The following is a 24166-nucleotide window of genomic DNA, read 5'->3' as shown; positions in this document are numbered from 1 at the left end:
CGATCGACACATGCGATTCGCACACGCCGGGCACCATGCCGCCTGATCGACGCCGCCCGGCGTCGCCACCCCCGCGATTGCCACCGCTCGCCCGAACCTGCGACACTGCCGGATCGTTGCCGGCCGGCACGCCACCGAGGACGCTCGCGCATGACGATCCCCTTCAAATCGCTGATCCTGCGCGGCATCGCCGTCGCGCTCGTCGCCGCGGCCGGCTACACCGGCTACATGCTGTCGCGGCTGGCCCCGATCGCGACGGGTTATGCCGCGAAGGCGCTGTGTTCCGGCGTGTTCGTGTCGGGCCGTCCGGCCGCGTCGGTGATCGACGTCGACATCATGGCCGGCGTGCACCCGCTGCTGAAACTGGTGCGCCCGTCGATCGATCCGGAGCATCATCGCGCCGTCGCGACCTTCGCCGGGTTCGCGCAACGCGAGGCGGACTTCCGGCCCGGGCTCGGCTGCACGCTCGCGCTCGGGCCGTCGCCCGGCGTGCTGCCGGCCGCGCTGCCGCCCGTCCCCGATCCGCCGCCCGTGCAGGCGGCGGCGCCGGCCGCACCGCCCGCCGGCATCGACGCTCGCAAGCTGCAGACCGCGCTCGACCGCGCGTTCGACGAACCCGATCCGGCGCGGCCGCGGCGCACCCGCGCGGTCGTCGTGATGTGGCGCGGCCAGATCATCGCCGAACGCTATGCGCCCGGCTTCACCGCCGACACGCCGCTACCCGGCTGGTCGATGACGAAGACCGTGACGGCCGCGCTGGCCGGCATGCTCGTCGCGCAGCACAAGCTGTCGCCGGACGCGTCGGCGCTGCTGCCCGAATGGCGCGACGTCGGCGACCCGCGCGCGGCGATCACGTTCGACGAGCTGCTGCGGATGACGAGCGGCCTGCAATTCAACGAGGACTACGACGACCCGCTGTCCGACGTCGCCGTGATGCTGTTCACGCAGCCGGACACCGCGCGCTTCGCGTCGGCCAAGCCGCTCGCCGCGCAGCCCGGCACGCAGTGGTACTACTCGAGCGGCACGAGCACGATCGTCGCGCGCGTGATGCGCGAGGCGATGGGCGGCACCGAGAGCGACTACCTCGCTTTTCCGCGCCGCGCGCTGTTCGCGCCGCTCGGGATGCGCAGCGCGGTGTTCGAGCCGGATGCGGCCGGCACGCTCGGCAGCGCGTCGTTCATGTATGCGAGCGCGCGCGACTGGGCGCGCTTCGGGCAGCTTCTGCTGCAGGACGGGGTGTGGGACGGGCAGCGGCGGCTGCCGGAAGGCTGGGTGCGCTACCTGACGCGCGCGACGCCGCTGTCGACGCGCGGGGAATTCGGCGCGCATCTGTGGATCAAGGTGCCGGAGCCGTTCAACGATCGCGATCCGCACGCGCGCCCGCTGCCCGCCGATGCGTTTCATGCGGTCGGCCATGAAGGCCAGTTCGTGAGCGTAGTGCCGAGCCGCGAGCTGGTGGTCGTGCGGCTCGGATTGTCGCGGCCGGAATCCGCGTGGAATCACGAGGCGTTTCTCGCGCGCGTGCTGGAGGCCGTACCGGCGTCCGGCACGTGACGTGCCGCGGGAAGGCAGCGATGCGGCGGCGGTCAAGCCACCGCATCGCGCGCGACATGCAATGCGTTACGGGTTCGCGCTGCCCGCATACTGCTTGAAGCCCTCGCGCGTCGCCAGACGCTCGATGTAACGCTTCACCGCCGGGAAATCCGGGTGCTCGAACGGCGTGCCGAACCAGCGGTTCACCGACAGGCCGATCGGAATGTCGGCGAGCGTGAAATGGTCGCCGGCCACGAATGCGCCGGTCGCTTCGAGCTGCGCGTTCAGGATCTGCATGTGCTTCGTCCAGCCCGCGATCGACTGCGCGATCGCCGCCGGGTCCTGGTGATCGGGCGACTTGCGTACGAGGCCGAGGAACGCGCCGACCCACGAACGATTCAGGTCCGTGCCCTGCCAGTCGATCCACTGGTCGACCCGCGCGCGCGCCCGCGGCTCGGCCGGATAGAGCGCGTCGCCGCCATAGCGGTTCGCGAGATAGCGGATGATCGTGTTCGACTCCCACAGCACGAAGTCGTCGTCCTTGATCACCGGCACGAGACCGTTCGGATTCAGCGCAAGGTAGGTCGGATCGTTGGTCGTGCGAAAGCCCGCGCCCCAGTCTTCCTGTTCGAACGGCAGGTTGAGTTCGGTGCACAGCCACAGCACCTTGCGGACGTTGATGGACGGGATCTTGCCGAGGATGTGCAGCATGCAGGCTCCTTGTGAGGTCGAATGCGAAGCGTTCGGAACGCGCGAAACGGCCCGAACGCGCTCCCGTCGAGTTTATACACGACCACCCGGCAAACGACATGCCGTGCGCGGAAAATCCGCGTGCGGCCGATTCGTCAGGTCACGCAGCGCATGCTCGGCCGTCGGGAACCGAAACACGAATCCGTCCTGATGCAGCCGCGCCGACATCACCCGCTGCCCGTCCAGCAGCAGCTCGGCCATCTCTCCCATCGCGATGCGCAGCGGCGCGGCCGGCACGTGCAGCCACGCCGGGCGGTGCAGCACCTTCGACACGACCTGCACGAACTCGCGCTGGGTCAACGGCGCGGGTGCGACCGCGTTGTAGACGCCGCGCATGCCCGAATTCCCCATCGCGCGCGCGATGATTCGCAGCACGTCGTCCCGGTGGATCCAGCTCATCACCTGCGTGCCGTCGCCGAATCGCCCGCCCACCCCGAAGTAATGCGGCAGCAGCATCGGGCGCAACGCGCCACCGGGGCCGAACACGAGGCCCAGCCGCAGCACCACCGAGCGAACGCCGTGATGCTCGAGCGCCTGCGCGGACTGCTCCCACTGCCGGCACAGCTCGGACATGAAGCCGGTGCCGGCGCTGCTGCTCTCGTCGAGCGGCTCGTCGGAAGGACGCACGCCGTAGTAGCCGATCGCCGACGCCTGGATCCACGTGCGCGGCTTGACCTCGGCGGTCTCGACCCAGCGCATCAGCGATTCCGTGACACCAACCCGGCTGGCGAGCAGCAATGCCTGCCGGCGTTTGCTCCAGCGCGCGCCGAGCACCGGCGCCCCCGCGAGATTGATGATCGTGTCGAAACGCTCATGCGGCTGCAACTGCTCGACGGACGTCACGCTGCGCACACGGCCGTGGAACTGGTAGGCCGCGCGCAGCGGATCACGTGCCAGCAACGTGACCGTATGCCCTGCATCGAGCAGCCCGTTCACGAGGGTTTCGCCGATGAAGCCGGTCCCGCCGGTGACGAGCACGTTCCCCGGCGGGTGCCCCGCGAACGGATTGGCGGCCGGCGCGCGTCGCGCGATCCGGCAGGCCGCGATCCCGTCGCGGATTCCCGATACCGTCACGCCGACGGCAAACAAGCTCAGCAACCCGCCGCGCCAGCCGAGATCGAGCGCCTGCAGCGCGGTCGGTTCGTGCGCCCAGGCGGCCAGCTGTATCGCGACCATCCCGAACAGCGCACCGCCGTTGACGGCCAGCAGCGTGTGCAGCACGCGCTCGGTCGCCGGCAGCTTGCGGCTCCGATCCTCGACGACGAAATCCCACAACGTCAGCACCACCTCGACCACCACCACCGCCGCGATGGCCGCGACCCAGGCACCGTGAAAGGCCACGTTCGCGATCGACGCGAACACAAGACCGTAAAGTACGGAGCGCACCGCGTGAATCGCCAGCTCGAGCCGCGCGCGCGGGCGGTGCGGCAGATCCTGAGTGAGCTCGTGGTGATAGAGCGTATCGAATGCGCCCATCGCGCCCTGCACGATCAACAGGATGAGCGCCCAATCGAAAGCGGGCAAGGTGTTCATACGCTATCCCTCCTCCAGAGCCAGACGAGTGGCGGCACCATCGCGACGAGTGCCGCCGCGTCGATCGCGACGTGGCCCCATACATGTGCCTGCAATGAAAACAGCATGTCCTGCGGCGCCCAGATCAACAGGCCGGCCAGCAACCACCCCCACACTTCCCGCCGGCGCAGCCGGTTGCCGAGGTGGACGAGCGCCAGCATCCAGACCGACGCGCATTGCACCGTCGCACCGATCAGCGCCATCCACCAGATCTGCTGCGCTCGCGCCGGTTCGGGCGCCATTCCCGCCCAGAAATGCCGCTCGATGACGCTGTGATACGCGTCGAACCACGGCGTGCCGGCTACCCACGGAACGGCAATGCCGACGAGCAGATGTGCGATCGCCGCGCCGTACATCCAGGCCAACACGATGTGGCGCACGTCATCACGTGCGGGACGATCCGCTGCGGATTCGGCGGCTCGGTCGATACCGCACGCCACCCCATCGCACGGTGCTTCGGCGCGATAGCCGAGCCAGCGCGAGACGGCAAGCCGGTTGCGCGCGATGCGGCGATACAGCAGCGACAGCGCACTGCGCACGACCGGCACGCGAAGCAGCCGGACGAGCCGGCTTCGCCCGGTCAGCGCATGGGCGGCCAGGATGCCGTCCACACCGGTCAGCATGCGTCCGTCCGGCAGGCGCACGTGCAGCTCCCGATTCAGCGCGGGCAGGTCGACGCCCAGCGGAGCGGGATCGAAGCCCGGCCCGGCGATATCGACGAAAGCCAGCTGTTGTCGCGCGTCGCGGGCCCGAAGACGCTGTATCGCCGCGACACATAACGGACATCGCCCGTCGAAGTACAGCACCAGTTCACTTGAGCCCATGATTCGCACTCCTTTTGTTTTCGCGTGCATCATGAATCGATCGACTGCTTTCCCGTACGCCATGCCGCCGCTCCCGTGCGCCGGCGGCGCGCTTACATCGGCTTGACCACCATCAGGAAATACACGCTCAACATCGCGAAGAACGCCGGATAGCCGAGCAACTCCCAGCGCTTCGCGTAACGCCAGTAGCGTGCCGGCAGATCGGCATCGCCATTCGCATGCGCGAGCTTCGCCATCGCGGCCAGCTCGATCTGCAGCCACACGACCGGCAGCCAGCACGCGCCCGCGACCGCATACAGCACGATCGACGCCATGAGCCACGGCGTCGTCAACGGCCAGCCGGCCGTGTGCGCGAGCCACAGCCCGGACGCGGGCTGGAACAGTACGGCCGGCGTCGTGAACCACCAGTCGGCGCGCACCACGAGGCGCGACACGGCGGCGATCGCCGGCACCGAGCGCGTGCGGTTCGCGAAGAACAGGTAGAACGCGGTGCCGAAACCCGTGCCGACCATCAGCACCGAGGACAGGATATGCAGCGTCTTGATCACGAGATAGATGTTCATGCGTGTTCTTCTGAAAAAAGGATCAACAGGATCGCGAGAATCGGCACGTTCTTCAGCACGGGGCCGAACGGCTCGGCGAGCAGCCCGGGCATCGTGATCGCGATGACGGCCGAATACGCGACGATCAGCGCGCCTTGCGCGGCCCACAGACGGCGGGACGGCGCGGCGACGGTCGCCACGCCGAACGCGAAGTCCAGCGCGCATGCGCCGTAGAGCGCGATCAGCGCGGGCAGTCCGCTCAGGTGGACGCGGGCGAGCATCGCGAGGCTGTCGTGCCGCGGATGGATGAACGCGCTGACGATGGCCGTCCAGATCCAGACGATCGCGAGCGCGCCGAGCAGCAGCGGCCGCCGCCACATCGCGAGCGCATCGCAGCGCAGCGCGGCCGCGCTCGCGTTCGCGCCGATGAAATCCCGCAGGCCGCGCGGCGGCCGGCCAAGCACGGCCGCGAGCGCGGCGGGATCGCCGGTGTTGCCGCCGCGCAGCATCGTCCACGTATCGCGGGTCAGCATCGCGCCCGGCATCGTGCCGAGCAGCGCGGCCGCCGCGCCGACCAGCGGGCCCGGCAGCGTCACGCGCGCCGCCGGCGGGAAGCCCAGCGCGGCGCGATAGACGCTCAGCATCTCGCGATACTCGACTTCGTCGCCACCGACCGCGTCGATGACCGGTCCGCCGGCCGCCGGCGCATCGACGAGCCGCGCGACGAGTTCGGCGAGATCGTCGATGTGCACGGGGCGCAGCGGCTGATGGCCGCCCGCAGGTAACACGTGCACGGGCAGGCTCGCGAGCATCCGGAAGAACCGGGCGGACGTGCCGGCGGTGCCGTAGACGAGCGCCGGACGCACGATCCGGTAATCGAGCGGCAGCGTCTGCAGGAAGGTGTCGGCCGCGTACTTGCTGGCGAAATACGGCGTGTCGCCGCGCTCGACGCCCAGCGCCGAGATCTGGATCACGCGTCGCACGCGGGCACGGCAGCATGCGGTGAAGAGCGCGCAGGGCGCCGCGCGATGCACGGTGTCGAACGTCTCGTCACGCCGGTCGGCGAGGATCCCGACTGCATTGATCACCACGTCGACGCCATCCAGCCGGGCGAGCCACGCGTCGGCATCGACGTCCTTCGCGAAGTCGATCGCGACGTCGTGCGGGCCGACCGCATGCCGCACGCCGCGCAGCACGCGATGGCCGCCGGCCTCGAGCCGCGCGCCCAGCGCCCGCCCGATGAAGCCGTTCGCGCCGCAGACGAGGATGTTCATGTCGCGCTCCGCGATACGCAATGCCGGCGGATCGACAGCACGATTTTGTTCATTTTTTCATCCTCTATATACAGTTATTTCTGTAATGACAGAAATAAAGATTCCAAAAAAAGCGGGCTGCGTGCCCGCATGTCCGGTGCCGCCTACTTCGACGACTTGCGCCTGACCGTCTGGCTGATCTTCGCGCCGATCCCCAGCGCCTTCATCAGCGTGTCGGGCTTGAGCCGCAGCATCTCGTCCGACCAGGTCGTGAGCGTCTCGACGAACTGCAGCGTGTCGCGAATGCGCTGTTCGGTTTCGCGGCTCTCGTTGGCGATCTCGGGGCTCGTCAGGCAATCGCGCAGCACCGTGAGCGTCGGTTCGATCTCGCGCTGCCGCCGCCCTTCGACGATCAGCTTGAACAGTTCCCAGATGTCGGTCGACGTCTCGAAGTGGTCGCGGCGATCGCCCAGCACGTGCACGACCTTCGCGAGCCGCCACGCCTGCAGCTCCTTCAGGCTCGTGCTGACGTTGGAGCGCGCGACGTTGAGCGTCTCGGCGATCTCGTCGGCCGCGACCGGCCTTCCGGCCAGGTACAGCAGCGCATGAATCTGCGAGACGGTGCGGTTGACGCCCCACCGCGAGCCCATTTCGCCCCAGTGGAGAATGAATCGTTCGGCAATCGGTGTGAGTTCCATGTCCGGAAATTTAGTTTTTTCAGTTATTTCTGTCAATAGAGAAATAACTGGCTGCGACGTCAATCGCCGCCCTCGATGATCCGACCCCGGGCAACCGCGAATGACGCCGCCGCCCGCCTTTCCCGCCCTGACCGCCCGCTTCCATTACAATGCGCGGGATTTTTCCGATTTCAGGCCGTCCGCGCCTTTCTGACTAGAGGTTTTCATGATCATCAAACCGCGCGTGCGTGGCTTCATCTGCGTGACGACACATCCGGTCGGCTGCGAAGCCAACGTCAAGGAACAGATCGACTACGTGACTTCGCACGGCCCGATCGCCAACGGCCCGAAGAAGGTGCTCGTGATCGGCGCGTCGACGGGCTATGGCCTCGCCGCCCGGATCTCGGCCGCGTTCGGCTCGGGCGCGGACACGCTGGGCGTGTTCTTCGAGCGCGCCGGCAGCGAAACGAAGCCGGGCACCGCCGGCTGGTACAACAGCGCCGCGTTCGAGAAATTCGCCGCGGAAAAGGGGCTCTATGCGCGCAGCATCAACGGCGACGCATTCTCCGACAAGGTCAAGCAGATCACGATCGACACCATCAAGCAGGATCTCGGCAAGGTCGATCTGGTCGTCTACAGCCTCGCGGCACCGCGCCGCACGCATCCGAAGACGGGCGAAACGATCAGCTCGACGCTGAAGCCGGTCGGCAAGTCGGTCACGTTCCGCGGCCTCGACACCGACAAGGAAGTGATCCGCGAAGTCTCGCTCGAGCCGGCGACGCAGGAAGAGATCGACGGCACCGTCGCCGTGATGGGCGGCGAGGACTGGCAGATGTGGATCGACGCGCTCGCTGAAGCCGGCGTGCTGGCCGACGGCGCGAAGACGACCGCGTTCACGTATCTCGGCGAGCAGATCACGCACGACATCTACTGGAACGGCTCGATCGGCGAAGCGAAGAAGGATCTCGACAAGAAGGTGCTGTCGATCCGCGACAAGCTCGCCGCGCACGGCGGCGATGCCCGCGTGTCGGTGCTGAAGGCCGTCGTCACGCAGGCGAGCTCGGCGATCCCGATGATGCCGCTCTACCTGTCGCTGCTGTTCAAGGTGATGAAGGAAAAGGGCACGCACGAAGGCTGCATCGAGCAGGTGTACGGGCTCCTGAAGGACAGCATGTACGGCGCGACGCCGCACATCGACGACGAAGGCCGCCTGCGCGCGGACTACAAGGAGCTGGATCCGCAAGTGCAGGCCAAGGTCGTCGCCATGTGGGACAAGGTGACGAACGAGAATCTCTACGAGATGACCGACTTCGCCGGCTACAAGACCGAGTTCCTGCGCCTGTTCGGCTTCGAGATCGCCGGCGTCGACTACGACGCGGACGTGAACCCGGACGTGAAGATCCCGGGCATCATCGACACCACGGTCTGACGACCGGGCCCGCCGCGCACGACGCGTGGCGGCGGGCTGACTCTCCAGGGGCGAAGCACGAACGGCGTCGCCCCGTCTGCACACATCCGCCGACAACGCGGTTCGCGCTCGCCCGCCGTGCGAGCGCGTCCCGCGCTATTCCACCGCCCTTGCGGCATCCCACATCGGCTGTCCGCCCAGCGCCGCATGCCACGCGCCGAAACGCGCGCGCCACGACTCGAACGGCTCCGTCAGCGGATGACGCGGATCGTCGCTGAGCGCATACGCCATCCCCTCGATCAGCCAGCGCGGCTTGGTCGCGACCGCGAGGTTGCCGAGCACTTCGGCCTGACGGTGATGAATCAGTTCGTGCGCGAGAAAGTAGGTCTGCCAGCCGCGCGGCGCGATGACCACGCCGAAATCCCCCAGCGTCAGTGCCGCGCGTTCGCCGAGACCGAACTTGTCGGCACACTCGCGCGTCGAGCAGAACACGACGCGCGGGGCCTCGCGAAACGGGCCCACGGCCGCCGCCGCGCGCGCATAACCGTCGCGATAGAGCTGCTGCGCGGCGCCGAACGTCGCGGCATCGTCCGTGCAGATGTCCGCGCTGGGGCACGACACGCCGGGAAGCAGCGCGGGCGCGACGACGCGCAGCGGCTTGACGAGCGCGTAGGCGGCAATCGGCACCGCGACCAGCAGGCCCGTGAGGGCGAAGGCGACATGGGAGCGTTTCATCGAGGCAGTGATTCCTTCCGTTGGCATGGTCGTGGCGTGTTCGAGCACGAATATATCGGAGCGGCGCCGTCGCCGGCCGGCTTTTCGTGTCCGCCCGGCGTCCTGCCCGCGGCCCCGCTCCGCCGCAAGGCGGGCCGATCGCGAGCCGGCTTGCGCACGCATCCAGCCCGGTTACGCGAGCTGCTTGTGAAAATACGTCGTCGCGCACAATGCGCCGTCGGGCATCAGCGCGAAGTTCGGCACGACGCCGACGCGCTGCCAGCCGGCCCGCTCGTACAGACGCTCGGCATCGCCGCCCGTCACCGTGTCGAGCACGAGCACGGTCTTGCCGGCATCGCGCGCGGCTTCGTCGGCAGCCGTCATCAGCCGCGCCGCGATCCCCTGCCTCCGTGCATGACGGGACACGAGCATCTTCGCGATGTCCGCGCGATGCGGCTGGTTCTCCGGCTGCGCGGTCACGACCTGGACGGTGCCGACGATCCGGCCGGCGGCGTCCTCGGCCACCAGCAGGATGCGCTCGCCGCTCGCGACGCCGTCGGCGACGCGCGTCCAGAACGCCACGGCGGTCGAGCGCTCGATCGGCAACATGAAGCTGACGGACGCGCCCCCCTCGACGCAATCGATCAGCACATCGGCCAGCGCGTCGATGCGCGCATGCGCTTCGCTCGCATCGAGGCGGCGCACGGTCACGGGTTCGGTCATACCCTCTCCGGTATGTCAGGTGGGGCACGCGTTCGGCCGGCGTGCGCCCGGATCGAATGGAATGCCGGCGTGCGGTGGATGCATGCGCAACGGCGGCCGGTGTCGGGCAACACGGCGCCCAGCCCGATCGGCGCGTGTTCCCGCCCCATCATGCTACGCGACGAAAAATCCCGCTGCATCGCCTATGCTTAGCCACATGGCTAACTTTCAACCCGGTATCAGCGACGTATTCCACGCCCTCGCCGATCCGACACGCTGCGCGATCGTCGGCGCGCTCGGCAATGGCGGGCGAACCGTTTCGGAACTGGCCGCGCCGTTCGGCATGGCGCTGCCGTCGTTCATGAAGCATCTCGCGGTGCTCGAGCGCAGCGGCCTCGTCACGACCCGGAAAACCGGCCGCTCGCGCACCTGCGAGCTGGTCGGCAGCCGGCTGGCGGAGGCCGAGCAGTGGCTCGCCGCGCAGCGCGCGCAGTGGGATGCGCGCTCCGATCGCCTCGTGGAATTCGTCGAACGCCGTCACCAGGAGGAGCAAGCGCATGTCAACCAGCCATGTCGACCCCGCCGAAACCCATGACCTCGTCATCACGCGCACGCTGCGCGCGCCGCGCCAGGCACTCTGGCGCGCATGGACCGACCCGGAATTGCTGAAGGAATGGTGGTGCCCGAAACCGTGGACCACCGAAGTGCGCGCGTTCGACCTGCGCCCGGGCGGCGCCTTCCACACGTTCATGCGCGGCCCCGACGGCGGCACGAGCGACAACCCCGGCTGCTTCCTCGAAATCGTGCCGGAAGCGCGAATCGCATTCACGTCGATGCTCACGGGCGGCTGGCGGCCGCAGGTGCCGTGGCTGGGCTTCACGGCCGTCATCACGATGGCCGACGACCCCGCCGGCTGCCGCTACGAGGCGCGCGTGATGCATCCTGATGCCGCGACGCGCGAGCGCCACGAGGCCCTCGGCTTTTTCGAGGGCTGGAACATCTGCATCACGCAGCTCGACGAATTCGCGGCCGCGTTGCGCTGAATGCGGCTGCATGCGCGGGCCATTGCATGCGGCCGCGCGCGCGCCTAGGATTCCTGAAGGAAGCATGACGACACGCCGGCATCCGGCGTGCACCGTCGTGCGCGTTCCGCGGGAGGCAACATGCTGCACATGCACACGCATTCGACCCGGGTCAGCCGGCACCTGAACGCGCCGCGCGGGCGCGTCTACCGCGCGCTGCTCGATCCGCACGCCGTCGAACAATGGAAGGTGCCCGACGGCATGACGTGCCGCGTGCACGCATACGACACGCGCGAAGGCGGCGCGCTGCGCGTGTCGCTGAGCTACGACGAACCGTCGGACGGCACCGGCAAGACCACCGCGCACACCGACACCTATCACGGCCGCTTCGTGACGCTCGTGCCGGACCAGCAGATCGTGGAAATCGACGTGTTCGAAACCGACGATCCGATGCTGCGCGGCGCGATGACGGTCACGATCACGCTGTCCGACGAAGCAGGCGGCACACGCGTCGATGCGGTGCACGACGGTGTGCCGCCCGGCGTGCCGGCCGCCGACAACGAGGCCGGCTGGCAAATGGCGCTCGCCCGGCTCGCCGCGTTGGTCGAGAAGGGCTAGCGCGAGGCAACGGACGCAGTACGCGTCAGCCGAGCCGGTACGCGCGCGTGACGGTTCCGCGGAACAGCGCGTCGCGCTCGCTCGGGCTCGCGTGCGCGGTCAGCCGCTTGAACGCGTTCCAGCCGTTCACGTACGAATACGAGCCCTTGTCGACCGGGAAATTGCTCTCGAACATGCAGCGCTCGGCGCCGAACGCCTCGATGCACGTGAGCATCCACGGCTTCCATGCGTCGGCCAGCTGTTCGGACGACGGCGGCCGCGCGCCCTTCTCGAACTCGAAGCCGTTGATCCGCATGCCGAGGCCGCCGACCTTCACGTATACGTTCGGCAGCCGCGCCAGTTCGCGCATCGACGCCGACCATTGCTTGAACACTTCCGGCCGCTTGTCCGCATAGCTCGCGATCCGCACGACGCCGCCGCAGTGATTGACGACGATCCGCGTGTCGGGGTTCGCCTTCGCCAGATCGAACAGCTCGGGCAATTGAGGAAAGAACAGCCACGCGTCGTACGACAGTCCGAGCGGCGCGAGCTGCGCGACGCCGGCGCGGTACGCGGGATCGAGCAACAGCCCGCGCGGCACCGCCGATAACGGATTGGCGAGCGACGGATCGGCATCCCAGGTGGTCAGGTGTCGAATGCCGCGAAAGCGTCCGCGACCGGCGTCGACATGCGCTTCGAGCACGTCGCGCACGCGCTCGCCGAGCCGCAGGTCGGCATGCCCGACGATGCCTTTCGCGACGGCCGGACGGCTCCGTTGCAGCGGCGCCGTCACGCCGGCGACGTAGGCCGTCTCGCCGACCGGCTTCAGTTCGGCCGGCCCCGCGTCGCGATAGCGCGTCAGCGCCTGCATGTAGACGGATGCCTGGACGTTGTGGCCGGATCGCGCATCCTGCAGATAGTCGTCGAGCATGTAGATCCAGCCCGGCCGCTCGTAGAAGTGATGGTGCGCATCGACGATCGGCAGATCCGGGTCGAGTGCGGGTTCGAGCGCGGATGCGAGCCAGTCGTTGCGCACCGCGAGATAGTTGCCTTGGGTCGTCATGCGGGAAGGTCCGTGTTGGGCCGGCGCGCGCGTATTGACGCACCCGGGCAGCGTGAGCGAGGCGGCGGCCGCACCGAGCAACCGGCGTCGTTTGATCGAAATGGTCATGTCATTCGCTCCGGTCGAATGCATACAGCGACAGCGTGAGCAGCGTCGTGATCGCCAGAACGATCGCAAGGCCGAGCATCCCGGCCGTGAAGGTGCCGAAGCTGTCCTTCAGGTAGCCGACGAGATACGGGCCCGCGAATCCGCCGAGCGCGCCGATCGAATTGATCAGCGCCAGCCCGCCGGCCGCGGCCTGGCCGGACAGGAAGCGGGAAGGCAGCGTATAGAAGATCGTGCGTCCGGCGATCGTGCCGATCAGCGCGAGCGTGATGCCGACGAGCGCGGGCCCGAGCGTCAGGAAATGGGTCGACACGCCGAGCGCCACCGCGCCGATGAACAGTCCGATCGCCAGGTTCGCGACCGGGCCGCCGCGCCGGTCCACCCGCTTCGCCCACCACAGCAACGCGATCGTCGCGAAGAAGTACGGCACCGCGGACAGCCAGCCGGTCTGCATCGTGGACATCCCGTGCGCCTTCAGCATTTGCGGCAGCCAGATGCCGATGCCGTACGAGCCCATCGTGAAGCCGAACGAGATCAGCGCGAGCACGTAGACGCGCACGTCACGCAGCGCGACGCCGAAGCGCTTCTTGCGGCCGGCGGCGGCGCCGTCGCGCTCGAACGCGCGCTGCAGCGCGGCACGCTCGTCGTCCGACAGCCAGGCGGCCGTGGCCGGGGAATCCGACAGCAGCTTCAGGACGAGAAAGCCGAGCGCGCACGCGGGCAGCCCTTCGACGATGAACATCCACTTCCAGCCCGCGAGGCCCAGCGCACCGTCGAGCTGCAGCAGCCAGGTCGAAAGCGGGCCGCCGATCAGCGACGAAAGCGGCGTCGACACGGTGAACCAGGCAAGCACGCGCGTGCGGTAACTCGCCGGAAACCACACCGCGAGGAAGAAGATCACGCCCGGAAAGAACCCGGCCTCGCCGATGCCGAGCAGCAGCCGGATCGCATAGAAACTCGTCGGCCCCGTCGCGAGCGCGGTCGCCGCCGCCATCAGCCCCCACGTGATCATGATGCGCGCGAGCCAGCGCCGCGCACCGAAGCGGTACAGCGCGAGATTGCTCGGCACTTCGAACGCGCAATAGCCCGCGAACATGATCCCCGCGCCCCAGCCGAACTGCGTCGCGGTCAGGCCGAGATCGCGGTTCATCGTCAGCGCGGCGAACCCGACGCTCGTGCGGTCCAGGTAGTTGAAGAAGTACGCGAGCGCGAGCAGCGGAATGAAGCGCCATGCGGCCTTGCGCACGGCCCGTTGCTCGATCGACGCGTCGGTTTCGCGATCGGCGGCCAGCGCCGGGGAAGCGGATGTCATGGTTGTCTCCGTGGATGCGGCACTCCGCGCCCGCGCGATCGCGGGCGGGATGCGTTGTTCGTTCGATGGGTCGCGGCGGCGCTACGCGCTCGCCACTTCGTTCGGCGAAGGCGTGTCGACCGGCACGCCCGGCGGTTGGCCGTCCGCGCCTTGCGCGTGCCGCCCGGCGACGACGCCGGCTTCGATCAGCGCTCGCGCCTCGTCCGGCGTATAGCCAAGTTCGCCGAGCAGCACGCAGGTGTCCTGACCAAGCGCGGGCGGCGCCGAGCGCAGCCGCAAGCGCTCGCCCGCGAGCGTGAGCGGCAGCAGCGCGGTATGCGTGTCGACCGGCCGGCCGGCGCTGCTCGCGTCGGCCGGCAGCGTCACGGCTTCGAGCCCGCCCGTCGCGAGCAGGTGAGGATCGTCGAACAGGTCCTGCGGCTTCGTGATCGGCGCATACGGCAGGCCGATCGACTCGAAGATCGTGCCGATCTCCTCAGCCGAATGCATGGCGAGCCGCGCACGCAGTTCGGGCAACAGCCACTCGCGCGCCTGCACGCGCAGGTTGTTGGTCGCGAGGCGCGCGTCGTCCTTCAGTGCGGCAAAACCGAACGCGTCGCAGAACAGCGCCCACTGCGTGTCGGACACCACCGCGAGAAAAATCTGTTCGCCATCCTTGACGGCAAACACGTCGTAGACGGCCCACGCGGAAATGCGGCTCGGCATCGGCGACGCGGCCTGCCCCGTCACCGCGAACTGCATCATGTGCTGCGCGACGAGAAACACGTTGTTCTCGAACAGCGCGCTCTGCACCTGCTGGCCGCGGCCGGTGCGTTCGCGCTGCGCGAGCGCGGCCATCGCGCCGATCGCGCCGAACATCCCGCCCATGATGTCGTTCACGCTCGAGCCCGCGCGCAACGGCCGGCCTTCGGGGCCCGTCATGTAGGCGAGACCGCCCATCATCTGCACCACTTCATCGAGCGCGGTGCGATGTTCGTACGGCCCCGGCAGGAAACCCTTGTGCGACACGTACACCAAGCTTGGATTCAGCGAGGACAGCGCCGGGTAACCGAGACCGAGCCGATCCATCGTGCCGCTCTTGAAGTTCTCGCTGAAGACGTCCGCCGTCGCGACGAGCCGCCGCACAATCTCCAGACCGCGCGGGTCCTTGACGTCGACCGCGAGACTCTTCTTGTTGCGGTTGAACATCCCGAAGAAGCCCGCGCCGGAACCGCGCAGCGCACGCGTGCTGTCGCCCGCGATCGGCTCGATCTTGATGACTTCCGCGCCGAGATCCGCGAGCAGCATGCCGCAGGTCGGGCCCATCACCATGTGCGTCATCTCGATCACGCGCACGCCTTCGTACGGCAGCGGCGAAGCCGGTTGGCGATCGTTCATTGCGCAACTCCCGTCACGCAGCCTTCCGGCTGGGCCGCCGCCGGCGCACGGCCGTCCGCGTATCGGAACCCCTTCGGCAGCCCCGCGTCCGGCACGTGGCCATACAGCGGCTCCCCGGGCAGCGCCGCGTGCAGGATCGCGCGCGCGGCGAGCAGCGCGTCGGCGTCGACGCCCGTGTCGACGCCCATCGACTCCAGCAGGAACACGAGATCCTCGGTGACGATGTTGCCGGTCGCGCCCGGCGCATACGGGCAGCCGCCAAGACCGCCCTGGCTCGCGTCGATCGTCGTCACGCCGGCGTCGAGCGCCGCGACGACGTTGGCGAGCCCCTGCCCGCGCGTGTTGTGGAAGTGCGCGCCGCCGGCCTTGTCGCCGACTTCGCGCTGCAAGCGCACGAACAGCCGGCGCACCTGCGCCGGATTCGCGTAGCCGCTCGTATCGGACAGACCGATCTCGTCGACCCCGCATTCGGCCATCGCGGCCGCCATCGCGATCGTCTCGTCGTCGGAGACCGCGCCGGCGATCGTGCAACCGAACGCGACCGACACGCCGGCCTCGATCTGCACCGACGGAAACCGCGCATCGCGCAGCGCGACGATCGCGCGCACCTCGTCGATCATCTGCGCCGGCGTCTTGCGGATGTTCGCCAGCGAGTGCGCCTCCGTCACCGATACCGGCAGCGTCAACTTGTGGATCCCCGCCTCGAACGCGCTTTCGGCGCCGCGCAGGTTCGGCGCGAGCGCGGCGACGTGCAGCCCGGGAATCGTCAGCGCATGCGCGACGACTTCGCCGACGTCGGCCATCTGCGGCAACAGCCGCGCGGGCACGAACGACCCGACCTCGATCTCGCGCAGACCGGCCGCGGCGAGCGCGGTGATCCAGCGCAACTTGTCGGCCGTCTGCATCACGGACTTGATGCTCTGCAGGCCGTCTCGCGGCCCGACCTCGCTGACCAGCACCTTCGAATACCCGGCAACGCTCATTCGACACCTCATAGTTCTATCTGGAAGAACATCGTTCTGTTTGACGGAACTTTAGAGGCGTGTCGAATCGGCTGTAAGCGGGGTATACCCGTGAAATCTCGATTTTTCGGAACTTGAGTTCTGTCAGGCAGAACGATATAGTCGATCGACCGTCACCCAAAGGAACCACGCGCCGTGCCCCCGACCTCGACTCCCGCAGATCACACCGACGAAATGCCCGACGCGTCGGCCGAAGCCTCCAGCGGCGTCGCCGTCCTGGATCGCGCGTTCGCGATCCTCCACGCTTTCGGGCAAACCGACGACCGGCTGTCGCTCGCGGAACTGTCGCGCCGCACCGGGCTGTACAAGAGCACGATCCTGCGCCTGCTCGCCGCGCTGGAGCACGGCGGCTTCGTGCGCAAGCTCGACGACGGCCAGTACGCGGTCGGACACGAGCCGTTGCGGCTTGCCGCGCTGTATCAGCGCTCGTTCCGGGTCGGCCCGGTCGTCGAACCGTTGCTCGAGACGCTGAGCCGCGAACTCGGCGAGACGGCATCGTTCTACGTGCGCCATGGCGACATGCGCTCGGTGCTCTATCGCGTCGAACCCACGCGCACGGTGCGCGTGTCGATCCGGGTCGGCGAGGAGTTTCCGGTTCAGCAAGGGGCGTCGGGGAAGGTGCTGCTCGCGTTCACCGAGCCGCACGATGCGCGCTGGAACGACGTGCGCGAACAGTTGTGGGCTGCGTCGTACGGCGAGCGCGACCCGGAAACCGCGTCGGCCTCCGTGCCGGTGTTCGGCGCGGCCGGCGACTGCGTCGGCGCGCTGACGGTGTCCGGTCCGATATCGCGGCTGGCCGCCGCGCCGGCGATGGCCGCGGCGCTCGCGATGTTGTTGCCGCTCGCGCAAAAGGCCACCGTCGCGCTCGGCGGCGCGGGCGCGCGCTACGATGCGCAAGCCGTGCGCGACAGTCTCGCCCGATTCGCGATACCGGACAGCCCCGCCCAGCCATAGCCGGCCGCGCGCATGCGGCGACGAGGCAGCGCAAAAGGCGGCCGCATGCGACACTGGCCGTCGACGCATGCGGCACGCCGCCTGTCGGCACCGCACATGCAACCGCCGTCCGGACACGCAAGGGAACCCCACAATGAACACCGCGCGCACCGCCACCTGGTATTTCGATTTCGTTTCGCCGTTCGCGTATCTGCAGCAGGAACGGTTCGACCAATTGCCGCCTGCCGTCGCATACGAGCCGAAACCGATCGTGCTCGGCGCGCTGCTCACGCACTGGGGCCAGAAAGCGCCGGCCGAGATCGCCGCGAAGCGCATCTTCACCTATCGCCACGCGCAATACCGCGCCAACAAGCTCGGCATCCCGTTCCGGATGCCGCCCGCGCATCCGTTCAACCCGATCCGGCCGCTGCGTCTCGCGATCGCGATGGGCAACACGCCCGATGCGATCCGGCGAATCTTCCGGCATATCTGGCGCGACGGCCAGGACGTGTCGACGCCGGACGGCTTCGCCGCGCTGTGCGAGGCGGTCGGCTTTCCGGAAGGCGTGACGGCCGTCGAGGCCCAACCGGTGAAGGACGCGTTGCGCGCGAACACCGATCAGGCGATCGCGCACGGCGTGTTCGGCGTGCCGACCTTCGAGCTCGACGGCGACCTGTTCTGGGGCGACGATGCGACCGACATGTTCGTCGACTGCGCGACGTCCCGCGCGTGGCTCGACTCGCCCGAAGTGCGCCGCATCAGCGCGCTGCCGGAAGGCATCCGGCGCGGCTGACGGCACGCACGACGACGCTTGCGTGCCGCGCCCTTCGACGCGCAGCGGCACGGCTTCGCGTCATCGCGACGAAGTCCGCGAGCAGCGCCCGGCGCAAGCGCTGTTGGCAAATGCGGAGCGGGCAGGCCCACACGGTCTGCACATCTTTTCTTTTTATTTTTTATTTTCGTTCGGTGCTGCGCGGCACGGCAGATCCGCGCGAGACGCGACGCGCATTCGATCATCCGATGCAAGATCCTCGGTGGCCCGCCGAATTGTCCAGTTCAACAGATTATTTTCGGCGATGCGCAGCGAACGCGCGCGCAACCGTCAGATGATTCGACATGACCGCGCCGCACGGTCACTTCCAATCCGGCCCCATCGGAAAATCGCGTTTTCTCAGGGGAATCCCGGTATTTTTTCCCATTTTCTTCGAAATTACCGGTGACATACTTGCCCCCCATTGCGCTCCGGTGCGAGCGCGCTTCCTGATCCCCGTCGGTCGCATGTCATGTGCTGCGTGTCCGCCGGGGTCGCAGAACATGAATAATTTCGACACCACGATCCAGGTCTTCCTCACCCACATCTCGTTCGGACCGCTGATGAACCACGCGATCCGCGTGATCGCCGGCCTCTATACGTTCAAGGGCTTCATCCTCATCCCCGTGCTGTGCTGGCTGTGGTTCCAGCCGGGACCGGAACGCGAACGGCAACGCGAACTGGTCATCGCGACCGTCGCGAGCGGGCTCGTCGCGCTCGCGTTCGGCCGGCTGCTCGCGAAAGTCCTGCCGTTCCGCGTGCGGCCGATCTACAACCCCGATCTGCATCTGCACTTCCCGTCCGAGGAACTGCGTGCGGCCACGCTGCAGGCCTGGAGTTCGTTTCCGAGCGATCACGCGATGCTGTGGATGGCGATCGCGACCGGCATCTTCATCATCGCGCGCCGCGCCGGCGTGCTCGCGCTGCTGTACGCGGTCGTGTTCATCTGCGTGCCGCGCGCGTATCTCGGCTATCACTATCCGACCGACCTGATCGCCGGTGCCGCGATCGGCATCGCGATCGCGTGGCTGCTGACGCGCGATGCGATCCGATCGCGCTTCGCGCCGCAGGTGCTGGAGGCGATCCGGCGCTTTCCCGCGCCAGCCTATACGCTCGCGTTCCTGCTGTGCTTCGAGCTGATCACGCAGTTCGACGAACTGCTGACGCTCGCGCAGTCGGTCAAGCACACGACGATGTAACGGGACGGCGCCGCGATGCATCCGCTGCTGTCGTCACGACGCCCCGGCACGCGCTGCCGGCCCTGCGCGGCGGCATCGCGCCCCGCGCGCGCCGCCGGTCAGGTCGTCGCCGCGCCGGCAACCGCGGCCGCGCTCGTCAGTCGCGATCGGGCGCGCCGAGCGGAAAGAACGCACGATACGGCCGCGCCTCGTCGACCGCACGCGCAAACGACGGCCGCGCAAGCAGCCGCTTGCGATACGCGATCACGTTCGCGAACGACGGGTCGATCCGGTGCGTCCAGTCCGCATAGAACAGGAACGGCGCCGCGCCGCAGTCGGCGAGGCTGAAGCGGTCGCCGGCCGCCCATTCGCGATCGGCCATCGTTCGATCCAGCCATGCGTACGACGTTTCGAGCATCGCGCGCGCATCGGCGACGCCCCGCGCATCGCGCTCGTGCGCCGGCCGCAGCGCATCGAACACGACCTTCTGCTGCGGCGTCGACACATAGTTGTCGAAGAAACGATCCATCGTCCGCACTTCCAGCGCCGCGCGCCGGTCCTCGGGCACCAGCCGCACGGGGCCCGGATGATAGAGATCGAGATACTCGACGATGATCGTCGCCTCGATCACGGTGCGGCCCGCGTCGACGAGCACCGGAAAGCGCTTCAGCGGCCACAGCGCGGCCAGTTCCTGCATCGGCTTCGGATCGTCGTGCGCGAGCACGCGATACGCGAACGGCGTGCCGTTCTCGTACAGCGCGGTCAGCGCCTTCTGGCAATAGGAGGAAAAAGGATGGGCGTATAGCGTCGGCATCATCGCGAGGTCTCTCAGGGTTTCGGCGCCGCGTCATGCGGCGCCACGTGATCGGATACCTTGACGACGAACGGCGCCAGGCCGATTCGACATCGGACCGATCGATTTTTTTTGCTCCGCGCGCACCGCGCCGCTACGACCGGCCGTCCATCACGACGCGGCCTTCGCCGCGCCAGCGCAGCATCCCGCCGCCGAGGTTCGCGACGGCGTCGAAACCGGCTTTCAGCAGAATCACGGTCGCCTGCGCGGAGCGGCCGCCCGCGCGGCATACGGTCACGATCGGCCGGTCATGCGCAAGCTCGCCGGTGCGCGCGGCCAGTTCGCCGAGCGGAATCGGCGTCGCGCCGGGCAGATGGCCGAGCGGGCCGGTGAATTCGTCCGGCTCGCGCACGTCGACCACCTGTACCGCCGACAGGTGATCCTCGAGCCACTGCGGATCGATTTCCCAGAACCCCGCGAACGTATAGACGAGCGGCGCCCAGTCGGGCGCCACCTGCACGTCGGGCGCGTTCGCGGCGACGCCGCATTGCAGGTTCGCGGGCACCGCGACGTCGATCTGGCGCGGATGCGCGAGCCCGAGGTTGCGCATGTAGCCTGCAAAATCGTCCTCGCTGAGATCGCCGCCGAGGCGCGGATTGAAGCGCCGCTCCTCGCCGACGCTCGTCACCGTCAACCCGCGATAGTCGTGCGCGGGGTACAGCAGGCATGCGGCCGGCAGCGTGAAGAGCCGACCGTGGACCGCGCGATACAGCGCGCGCGGGTCGCCCTGCTGGAAATCGGTGCGGCCGGTGCCGCGAATCAGCAGGCAGTCGCCGGTGAACGCCATCGATTCGTCGTCGAGCACGAGGCTGATGCAGCCGCTCGTATGGCCCGGCGTCGCGCGCACGGTCAGGTAGCGCGTGCCGAATGCGCAGCGATCGCCGTCGTTCAGGTAGCGGTCGGCGCCCTGCGCGCCGCTCGCGGCCGAAATCGCGATCGCGCTGCCGGTGCGCTGCTTCAGCAGCCACGCACCCGTCACGTGATCGGCGTGCACGTGCGTATCGATGGTGGCGACGAGCCGCAGCCCGAGCTCGTCGAGCAGCGCCACATCGCGGCGCACCTGCTCGAACACGGGATCGATCAGCAGCGCCTCGCCCGATGCGCGGTCGGCGAGCAGGTACGTGTAGGTCGACGATTGCGGGTCGAAGAGTTGCCGGAAGATCATGGCGAAGTCGCTCCGTCGGCTGGGCGTGTCGGTTGGATGGAGGGTGCGGGTCGGACAACCCGCCCCGCGTATATCGCCGGCGCGCGGGGCGCACGTTCATACAGCGTAGTTCAAAACACGCGCGCCGCCGGCGGCGAGACGTCATGCCGCGCCCGGAGCGTCGCGCGCGCTGCCTTACACTACCGCCTGTTCTCGTCTTACGTTCACAGGAATTGCGCCGACATGTCGATGACGATCGATCCGAAGCAGGCCGCCGCGCTGCTGGCCGTCGCCGACACCGGCAGCTTCGAGCAGGCCGCCGTGCGCCTGCACGTGACCGCGTCCGCCGTCACGCAGCGCGTGCGCGCACTGGAGGCGAGCCTCGGCACGCCGCTCGTGCTGCGCACGCGGCCGTGCCGGCCGACGGTGGCCGGACAGCGCGTGCTGCAGCACCTGCGCCGCGTCGCGCTGCTGCAGGCCGACCTGCAGAGCACGCTCGCGGCCGAGCGCGAATCGCCGATCTCGGTCACGATCGCGCTGAACTCCGACAGCCTCGGCACCTGGTTCCTGCCCGCCCTGACGTCGGTGCTCGCGGGCGAGCGCATCCTGTTCGAGCTGATCGTCGAAGACCAGGATCACACGTTCGCGTTGCTCGAAAGCGGGATGGCCGTCGGTTGCGTGACGACCGAGCCGAAACCGATGCGCGGCTGCGTCGCGACGCCGCTCGGCACGATGCGCTACCGCCTGCTCGCGGCCGCCGCGTTCGCGGTGCGCTGGTTTCCGCGCGGGCTGAACCGCACGAGCGCGCGCCATGCGCCCGTCGTCGCGTATTCGCGGCGCGACACGCTGCAGTCCACGTTCCTGAAGGAGAAATTCGGGTTGCCCGAAGGCGCGTATCCGTGCCATTACGTGCCGGGCACGCACGCGCATTTCGCGGCGGTGCGGCACGGGCTCGGCTACGCGATGGTGCCGGAGCCGCTGATCGGGGGCGCGCCGCTCGACGCGCAGGGGCTCGTCGATCTCGCGCCCATGCATCCGACCGATATCGCGCTGTACTGGCACGCATGGACCGTGCAGTCGCCGACGATGGCGTCGCTGTCCGCGCGGGTGGTCGAAGCGGCGCGCCGGCTGCTCGCGCCGCTGCCGTGACCAGCGGGTGACCGACGTCGCCAGCGCGGCACGCGGTGCGGCACACGTGGCAACGAACAACCCCGCCGCGCCGCCTATACTTTTTTCATCGGCCTCGCGAACGCGCCGCGCGGCCGATCAAGCATATTCGGCCGTTCCCTTTCCCGTGAGGAGAACATCATGTCCCGCCGCTATATCGATTGCCGCGAGTTCCCCAGCGCGATGCATTGCTCGATCGCGATTTCCGCCGACTCCGACAACGAACTACTGGAGGCCGCCGTGCAGCATGCGGTCTCGGTGCACCAGCACACCGACAGCGCCGAGCTTCGCACGCAATTGAAAGCACTGTTCCGCGACGGCACGCCGCCCGCCGACATGCCCCGGCAAGCCTAATCCGCCGGCACGCCAGATATCGACAGACGGGCTGCAGCACCGCCCCGTCGCCTCCCCACTCCTGCTTCGCGCCATGAGCGCCGGCGCCTCCGCCGGCCGGCGCATTCCGCCTCACGCGCGCCGCTGCGCGAAATACGCGCCGACCGCATCGATGAAGGTATCGATATCCGCCCGCGACACGTCGCAATGCGTGACGAAGCGCGACGCGTACAGCATCTGCGTGAGGATTCCGCGTTCCTTGAGCCACGCTTCGAGCGGCGCGCAATCGGCTTCGGGGAATTGCGCGAACACCATGTTCGTCGCATGCGACAGCACCTTCACCGGCTCGATGCGCGCGAGGCCCGCGGCGAGATGCGCGGCGTTCGCGTGATCGTCGGCCAGCCGTTCGACGTTGTGGTCGAGCGCATACAGACAGGCCGCCGCGAGAATGCCCGACTGGCGCATCCCGCCGCCCAGCACCTTGCGCCAGCGCTGCGCGCGCTCGACCAGCGCGCGATTGCCGACCAGCACCGAACCGACCGGCGCGCCGAGCCCTTTCGAGAAGCAGATCGACACGGTATCGAACGGCGCACACAGTTCCGCGATCGGACGGCCGGACGCGACGGCCGCATTGCACGCGCGCGCTCCGTCGAGGTGCGTGGACAGCCCACGGCTGCGGGCGAGCGCGACGGCTTCCTGCACATAGCCTTCCGGCAACACCTGGCCGCCGATCGTGTTTTCGAGCGCGAGCAGGCGCGTGCGGGCGAAGTGATTGTCGAGCGGCTTGATCGCCGCGGCGATCTTCGCGAGCGGCAGCGTGCCGTCGGGCGCGTTCTCGATCGGCTGCGGCTGGATGCTGCCAAGCACGGCCGCACCGCCGCCTTCGTACTTGTACGTGTGCGCGAGCTGACCGACGATGTATTCGTCGCCGCGTTCGCAATGGGCCATCAGCGCGGCCAGATTGCTCTGCGTGCCGCTCGGGAAAAACAGGCCGGCTTCCTTGCCGGCCCGCTCGGCCGTCACCGCCTGCAGGCGCAGCACGGTCGGGTCGTCGCCCCATACGTCGTCGCCGACTTCGGCGGCAGTCATCGCGGCCAGCATCGCCTGGCTCGGACGTGTCACGGTATCGCTGCGCAAATCGATCATCTTCGTGCCCTGAGTGAATGCGGACCGGAACCGATGCACCCGGCCCTGCCGAAACGAGACTCAGAGTGTACGCAATTCGCGCAGCGCTTGCCGATGCGTCGCACCGCCCAATCCGGGCACCACCGGCA

25 protein-coding genes are annotated in these 24166 nt (G+C 68.4%); 10 read left to right on the top strand and 15 right to left on the bottom strand.

Annotated features, from left to right (window positions below; translation table 11 throughout):
* The first annotated feature begins 150 nt into the window (after positions 1 to 150).
* Positions 151 to 1554, top strand: a complete 1404-nt coding sequence (locus HWX22_RS04755; protein ID WP_175915119.1) for a serine hydrolase — start codon at positions 151 to 153, stop codon at positions 1552 to 1554.
* Between the two features lie 66 nt (positions 1555 to 1620).
* Here the strand turns inward: HWX22_RS04755 and HWX22_RS04750 are convergent, their stop codons facing one another.
* From HWX22_RS04750 to HWX22_RS04725, 6 genes are all read right to left on the bottom strand, one after another.
* Complete coding sequence (locus HWX22_RS04750) at positions 1621 to 2244, bottom strand: glutathione S-transferase (protein WP_059528655.1); 624 nt, start codon at positions 2242 to 2244, stop codon at positions 1621 to 1623.
* A 72-nt stretch (positions 2245 to 2316) separates the two neighbouring features.
* A complete protein-coding gene (locus HWX22_RS04745; RefSeq protein WP_175908545.1) occupies positions 2317 to 3816 on the bottom strand; it encodes a TIGR01777 family oxidoreductase in 1500 nt (499 codons plus the stop codon).
* Positions 3813 to 4679 carry a DUF393 domain-containing protein gene (locus HWX22_RS04740; RefSeq protein WP_175915155.1) on the bottom strand — a complete coding sequence of 289 codons (867 nt, stop codon included), beginning with the start codon at positions 4677 to 4679 and terminating at the stop codon, positions 3813 to 3815. Before HWX22_RS04740 ends, HWX22_RS04745 begins: the two co-directional genes overlap by 4 nt.
* A 92-nt stretch (positions 4680 to 4771) precedes the next feature.
* Positions 4772 to 5242 carry a DUF2269 domain-containing protein gene (locus HWX22_RS04735; protein ID WP_059815062.1) on the bottom strand — a complete coding sequence of 157 codons (471 nt, stop codon included), beginning with the start codon at positions 5240 to 5242 and terminating at the stop codon, positions 4772 to 4774.
* A complete protein-coding gene (locus tag HWX22_RS04730) occupies positions 5239 to 6495 on the bottom strand; it encodes an SDR family oxidoreductase (protein ID WP_175915118.1) in 1257 nt (418 codons plus the stop codon). The genes HWX22_RS04735 and HWX22_RS04730 overlap by 4 nt, the downstream gene beginning before the upstream one ends.
* Positions 6496 to 6638: 143 nt before the next feature.
* Complete coding sequence (locus HWX22_RS04725) at positions 6639 to 7172, bottom strand: MarR family transcriptional regulator (RefSeq protein WP_047902276.1); 534 nt, start codon at positions 7170 to 7172, stop codon at positions 6639 to 6641.
* Positions 7173 to 7377: 205 nt separating this feature from the next.
* Here HWX22_RS04725 and fabV point away from each other — a divergent pair, with 205 nt between their 5' ends.
* Complete coding sequence (gene fabV, locus HWX22_RS04720) at positions 7378 to 8580, top strand: enoyl-ACP reductase FabV (RefSeq protein WP_059467255.1); 1203 nt, start codon at positions 7378 to 7380, stop codon at positions 8578 to 8580.
* A gap of 135 nt (positions 8581 to 8715) precedes the next feature.
* On the opposite strand, the gene HWX22_RS04715 is transcribed toward fabV, so the two are convergent.
* Together HWX22_RS04715 and HWX22_RS04710 are read right to left on the bottom strand one after the other, a co-directional pair.
* The gene (locus tag HWX22_RS04715; protein ID WP_059698037.1) at positions 8716 to 9294 is read right to left on the bottom strand and encodes a hypothetical protein; all 579 of its coding nucleotides are present in this window, start codon (positions 9292 to 9294) and stop codon (positions 8716 to 8718) included.
* A 171-nt stretch (positions 9295 to 9465) separates the two neighbouring features.
* Positions 9466 to 9996, bottom strand: a complete 531-nt coding sequence (locus HWX22_RS04710) for a GNAT family N-acetyltransferase (RefSeq protein ID WP_175908547.1) — start codon at positions 9994 to 9996, stop codon at positions 9466 to 9468.
* Between the two features lie 196 nt (positions 9997 to 10192).
* On the opposite strand from HWX22_RS04710, the gene HWX22_RS04705 reads away from it, so the two are divergent.
* From HWX22_RS04705 to HWX22_RS04695, 3 genes are all read left to right on the top strand, one after another.
* Complete coding sequence (locus HWX22_RS04705) at positions 10193 to 10570, top strand: metalloregulator ArsR/SmtB family transcription factor (protein ID WP_175915117.1); 378 nt, start codon at positions 10193 to 10195, stop codon at positions 10568 to 10570.
* Positions 10533 to 11018 carry an SRPBCC family protein gene (locus tag HWX22_RS04700; protein WP_059689313.1) on the top strand — a complete coding sequence of 162 codons (486 nt, stop codon included), beginning with the start codon at positions 10533 to 10535 and terminating at the stop codon, positions 11016 to 11018. The genes HWX22_RS04705 and HWX22_RS04700 overlap by 38 nt, the downstream gene beginning before the upstream one ends.
* A gap of 120 nt (positions 11019 to 11138) precedes the next feature.
* Complete coding sequence (locus HWX22_RS04695; protein WP_059689312.1) at positions 11139 to 11615, top strand: SRPBCC family protein; 477 nt, start codon at positions 11139 to 11141, stop codon at positions 11613 to 11615.
* Positions 11616 to 11640: 25 nt separating this feature from the next.
* Here the strand turns inward: HWX22_RS04695 and HWX22_RS04690 are convergent, their stop codons facing one another.
* From HWX22_RS04690 to HWX22_RS04675, 4 genes are all read right to left on the bottom strand, one after another.
* Complete coding sequence (locus HWX22_RS04690; RefSeq protein WP_175908549.1) at positions 11641 to 12765, bottom strand: amidohydrolase family protein; 1125 nt, start codon at positions 12763 to 12765, stop codon at positions 11641 to 11643.
* A 1-nt stretch (position 12766) separates the two neighbouring features.
* The gene (locus HWX22_RS04685) at positions 12767 to 14074 is read right to left on the bottom strand and encodes an MFS transporter (RefSeq protein ID WP_059815087.1); all 1308 of its coding nucleotides are present in this window, start codon (positions 14072 to 14074) and stop codon (positions 12767 to 12769) included.
* An 81-nt stretch (positions 14075 to 14155) separates the two neighbouring features.
* Positions 14156 to 15451, bottom strand: a complete 1296-nt coding sequence (locus tag HWX22_RS04680; RefSeq protein ID WP_175908550.1) for a CaiB/BaiF CoA-transferase family protein — start codon at positions 15449 to 15451, stop codon at positions 14156 to 14158.
* Positions 15448 to 16434: a hydroxymethylglutaryl-CoA lyase gene (locus tag HWX22_RS04675; protein ID WP_175908551.1), complete on the bottom strand. Its 987-nt coding sequence runs from the start codon at positions 16432 to 16434 to the stop codon at positions 15448 to 15450. Before HWX22_RS04675 ends, HWX22_RS04680 begins: the two co-directional genes overlap by 4 nt.
* Before the next feature lie 213 nt (positions 16435 to 16647).
* Between HWX22_RS04675 and HWX22_RS04670 the strand changes: the two genes are divergently transcribed.
* The 3 genes from HWX22_RS04670 (at position 16648) to HWX22_RS04660 (ending at position 19416) form a co-directional block, all read left to right on the top strand.
* Positions 16648 to 17427 carry an IclR family transcriptional regulator gene (locus HWX22_RS04670; RefSeq protein WP_175908602.1) on the top strand — a complete coding sequence of 260 codons (780 nt, stop codon included), beginning with the start codon at positions 16648 to 16650 and terminating at the stop codon, positions 17425 to 17427.
* 133 nt (positions 17428 to 17560) lie between these two features.
* The gene (locus tag HWX22_RS04665; RefSeq protein WP_175908552.1) at positions 17561 to 18199 is read left to right on the top strand and encodes a 2-hydroxychromene-2-carboxylate isomerase; all 639 of its coding nucleotides are present in this window, start codon (positions 17561 to 17563) and stop codon (positions 18197 to 18199) included.
* 521 nt (positions 18200 to 18720) lie between these two features.
* Positions 18721 to 19416: a phosphatase PAP2 family protein gene (locus tag HWX22_RS04660; RefSeq protein WP_059689305.1), complete on the top strand. Its 696-nt coding sequence runs from the start codon at positions 18721 to 18723 to the stop codon at positions 19414 to 19416.
* A gap of 136 nt (positions 19417 to 19552) precedes the next feature.
* Here the strand turns inward: HWX22_RS04660 and HWX22_RS04655 are convergent, their stop codons facing one another.
* Positions 19553 to 20212, bottom strand: coding sequence for a glutathione S-transferase family protein (locus HWX22_RS04655; RefSeq protein ID WP_059689304.1), 660 nt, complete (start codon positions 20210 to 20212; stop codon positions 19553 to 19555).
* A 130-nt stretch (positions 20213 to 20342) separates the two neighbouring features.
* Entirely contained in the window at positions 20343 to 21413 is a 1071-nt protein-coding gene (locus tag HWX22_RS04650; RefSeq protein WP_175908553.1) for an MBL fold metallo-hydrolase, read from the bottom strand.
* A gap of 222 nt (positions 21414 to 21635) precedes the next feature.
* Here HWX22_RS04650 and HWX22_RS04645 point away from each other — a divergent pair, with 222 nt between their 5' ends.
* Both HWX22_RS04645 and HWX22_RS04640 read left to right on the top strand, forming a co-directional pair.
* Positions 21636 to 22541, top strand: coding sequence for an HTH-type transcriptional regulator ArgP (locus HWX22_RS04645; RefSeq protein WP_059815107.1), 906 nt, complete (start codon positions 21636 to 21638; stop codon positions 22539 to 22541).
* Positions 22542 to 22700: 159 nt separating this feature from the next.
* The gene (locus tag HWX22_RS04640; RefSeq protein WP_059528699.1) at positions 22701 to 22913 is read left to right on the top strand and encodes a DUF1059 domain-containing protein; all 213 of its coding nucleotides are present in this window, start codon (positions 22701 to 22703) and stop codon (positions 22911 to 22913) included.
* Between the two features lie 111 nt (positions 22914 to 23024).
* Here HWX22_RS04640 and ltaE read toward each other — a convergent pair whose 3' ends face one another.
* Entirely contained in the window at positions 23025 to 24038 is a 1014-nt protein-coding gene (ltaE, locus tag HWX22_RS04635; RefSeq protein ID WP_175908554.1) for a low-specificity L-threonine aldolase, read from the bottom strand.
* Between the last annotated feature and the right edge of the window lie 128 nt (positions 24039 to 24166).

It is taken from the genome of Burkholderia sp. BCC1638 (genome assembly GCF_902833195.1).
GTDB lineage: Bacteria > Pseudomonadota > Gammaproteobacteria > Burkholderiales > Burkholderiaceae > Burkholderia > Burkholderia diffusa.
Note: the sequence above shows the minus strand (reverse complement) of the source record. Positions and strands in the feature narration are given on the sequence as shown.

What these genes read in the sequence shown, in the direction of transcription:
- HWX22_RS04755 (WP_175915119.1), top strand. Translation starts at nt 151, where the DNA reads ATGACGATCCCCTTCAAATCGCTGATCCTGCGCGGCATCGCCGTCGCG.
- HWX22_RS04750 (WP_059528655.1), bottom strand. Translation starts at nt 2,244, where the DNA reads ATGCTGCACATCCTCGGCAAGATCCCGTCCATCAACGTCCGCAAGGTG.
- HWX22_RS04745 (WP_175908545.1), bottom strand. Translation starts at nt 3,816, where the DNA reads ATGAACACCTTGCCCGCTTTCGATTGGGCGCTCATCCTGTTGATCGTG.
- HWX22_RS04740 (WP_175915155.1), bottom strand. Translation starts at nt 4,679, where the DNA reads ATGGGCTCAAGTGAACTGGTGCTGTACTTCGACGGGCGATGTCCGTTA.
- HWX22_RS04735 (WP_059815062.1), bottom strand. Translation starts at nt 5,242, where the DNA reads ATGAACATCTATCTCGTGATCAAGACGCTGCATATCCTGTCCTCGGTG.
- HWX22_RS04730 (WP_175915118.1), bottom strand. Translation starts at nt 6,495, where the DNA reads ATGAACATCCTCGTCTGCGGCGCGAACGGCTTCATCGGGCGGGCGCTG.
- HWX22_RS04725 (WP_047902276.1), bottom strand. Translation starts at nt 7,172, where the DNA reads ATGGAACTCACACCGATTGCCGAACGATTCATTCTCCACTGGGGCGAA.
- fabV (WP_059467255.1), top strand. Translation starts at nt 7,378, where the DNA reads ATGATCATCAAACCGCGCGTGCGTGGCTTCATCTGCGTGACGACACAT.
- HWX22_RS04715 (WP_059698037.1), bottom strand. Translation starts at nt 9,294, where the DNA reads ATGAAACGCTCCCATGTCGCCTTCGCCCTCACGGGCCTGCTGGTCGCG.
- HWX22_RS04710 (WP_175908547.1), bottom strand. Translation starts at nt 9,996, where the DNA reads ATGACCGAACCCGTGACCGTGCGCCGCCTCGATGCGAGCGAAGCGCAT.
- HWX22_RS04705 (WP_175915117.1), top strand. Translation starts at nt 10,193, where the DNA reads ATGGCTAACTTTCAACCCGGTATCAGCGACGTATTCCACGCCCTCGCC.
- HWX22_RS04700 (WP_059689313.1), top strand. Translation starts at nt 10,533, where the DNA reads ATGTCAACCAGCCATGTCGACCCCGCCGAAACCCATGACCTCGTCATC.
- HWX22_RS04695 (WP_059689312.1), top strand. Translation starts at nt 11,139, where the DNA reads ATGCTGCACATGCACACGCATTCGACCCGGGTCAGCCGGCACCTGAAC.
- HWX22_RS04690 (WP_175908549.1), bottom strand. Translation starts at nt 12,765, where the DNA reads ATGACCATTTCGATCAAACGACGCCGGTTGCTCGGTGCGGCCGCCGCC.
- HWX22_RS04685 (WP_059815087.1), bottom strand. Translation starts at nt 14,074, where the DNA reads ATGACATCCGCTTCCCCGGCGCTGGCCGCCGATCGCGAAACCGACGCG.
- HWX22_RS04680 (WP_175908550.1), bottom strand. Translation starts at nt 15,451, where the DNA reads ATGAACGATCGCCAACCGGCTTCGCCGCTGCCGTACGAAGGCGTGCGC.
- HWX22_RS04675 (WP_175908551.1), bottom strand. Translation starts at nt 16,434, where the DNA reads ATGAGCGTTGCCGGGTATTCGAAGGTGCTGGTCAGCGAGGTCGGGCCG.
- HWX22_RS04670 (WP_175908602.1), top strand. Translation starts at nt 16,648, where the DNA reads ATGCCCGACGCGTCGGCCGAAGCCTCCAGCGGCGTCGCCGTCCTGGAT.
- HWX22_RS04665 (WP_175908552.1), top strand. Translation starts at nt 17,561, where the DNA reads ATGAACACCGCGCGCACCGCCACCTGGTATTTCGATTTCGTTTCGCCG.
- HWX22_RS04660 (WP_059689305.1), top strand. Translation starts at nt 18,721, where the DNA reads ATGAATAATTTCGACACCACGATCCAGGTCTTCCTCACCCACATCTCG.
- HWX22_RS04655 (WP_059689304.1), bottom strand. Translation starts at nt 20,212, where the DNA reads ATGATGCCGACGCTATACGCCCATCCTTTTTCCTCCTATTGCCAGAAG.
- HWX22_RS04650 (WP_175908553.1), bottom strand. Translation starts at nt 21,413, where the DNA reads ATGATCTTCCGGCAACTCTTCGACCCGCAATCGTCGACCTACACGTAC.
- HWX22_RS04645 (WP_059815107.1), top strand. Translation starts at nt 21,636, where the DNA reads ATGTCGATGACGATCGATCCGAAGCAGGCCGCCGCGCTGCTGGCCGTC.
- HWX22_RS04640 (WP_059528699.1), top strand. Translation starts at nt 22,701, where the DNA reads ATGTCCCGCCGCTATATCGATTGCCGCGAGTTCCCCAGCGCGATGCAT.
- ltaE (WP_175908554.1), bottom strand. Translation starts at nt 24,038, where the DNA reads ATGATCGATTTGCGCAGCGATACCGTGACACGTCCGAGCCAGGCGATG.